Annotated in this window: 2 protein-coding genes; both read right to left on the bottom strand. The window is 59.2% G+C overall.

Annotation, left to right across the window (positions count from 1 at the left end; genetic code table 11):
- Positions 1-691, bottom strand: a 691-nt coding sequence (gene guaB, locus BN2106_RS00010) for an IMP dehydrogenase (protein ID WP_154666356.1), incomplete at its 3' end; no start/stop codon positions are given.
- A 364-nt stretch (positions 692-1,055) separates the two neighbouring features.
- The coding region (locus BN2106_RS16565; RefSeq protein WP_207641680.1) for a hypothetical protein at positions 1,056-1,407 on the bottom strand (352 nt) is incomplete at its 5' end.

The raw sequence follows: 1,407 nt of genomic DNA on the forward strand, positions 1-1,407 counted from the left end.
CGATCGCGGCGCCGCAGAGCAGGCGGCCGCCCGCGTCTCTCGCGGAATTCGGGTATTGTACGGATTTTTCGATGTCCTTGATGGTGATGAGGCCCTTCAGATAGCCGTTGTCGTCGACAATGGGCAGCTTCTCAATGCGGTGCTGGCGCAGGATCTCCTGGGCTTCCTTGAGGGTCGTCCCCACGGGCGCGGTGACCAGGTGTTCCTTGGTCATGACGGCGGAGATTTTCTGGTCAAAATCGGCTTCCGTCATGAACCGCAGGTCGCGGTTGGTAATGATGCCCACCAGCTTGCCGTTCTCGCAGATCGGCACGCCGGAAATCTTGTAGCGGGCCATGATGTCGTTCGCATCATGCACATAATGGTCCGGTGAGAGGAAGAAGGGGTTGACGATGACGCCGTTTTCCGAACGTTTGACGCGGTCCACCTCGTCCGCCTGCTGTTCAATTGACATATTTTTGTGGATGATACCGATGCCGCCTTCCCGGGCGATGGCAATCGCCATATCCGTTTCCGTTACGGTATCCATGGCGGCTGTCATCATCGGCGTGTTCAGACGAATGGTCTTGGTCAGCTGGGTGGAGACGTCCACTTCCTTCGGCAGAACGTTCGATTCCGCCGGGATCAAAAGGACGTCGTCAAACGTCAGGCCCTCCTTGGCAAATTTGCTCGAAAAATCCGTGTTTAACATGTTTTGCCTCCCTTTTTTTCTCACGTATTTGACCGGTTTCGGCAGGATATTATAGTTTTTTATTATAGCATTGCCGCGTAAGTTTGACAACCCAAAATCTATGTTCGAGGACCTGCGGTCGGCACGGCCCGCCCTTTTCTTTTTCCGGGGTCGAACACGCTCCGTCGCGGGACGGTCGGGACGAGCTCCCGGACCTGTGGTCAGCACAGCCCACCCTTTTCTTTTTCCGGGGTCTAGCCCGCTCCGTCGCGGGACGGTCGGAACAAGCGCCCGGACCTGTGGTCAACACGACCCATTCTTTTCTTTTCCCGGGGTCAAACCCGCGCCGTCGCGGGACGGCCGGAACAAGCTCCCTGACTTGCGGTCAGCACGGCCCGCCCTCTTCTTTTTCCGGGATCGAACCCGCGCCGTCGCGGGACGGTCGGGACGAGCTCCCGGACCTGCGGTCAGCACGGCCCGCCCCTGTACCCAAAACGATGCCGCTTACATACGATATTGTGTGAACAAATATCCGATTCCATACCAAAACGGGAGGTGACGACGCCATGGCCGTCGATCCGGATTCCAACGCATCGCGCCGCGCCACGCACGACGTCCCGATGCGGATCACCCGCTGCACCCCGGAATGCGCCTTTATCTGTCCCTGCTTCTTCCCTTGCCCCTGGTTTGTGGGCGCAACCGGGCCGCAGGGGCCTACGGGCGCAACGGGCCCCGCC

This window comes from Anaeromassilibacillus senegalensis (genome assembly GCF_001261775.1).
Lineage (GTDB): Bacteria > Bacillota > Clostridia > Oscillospirales > Acutalibacteraceae > Anaeromassilibacillus > Anaeromassilibacillus senegalensis.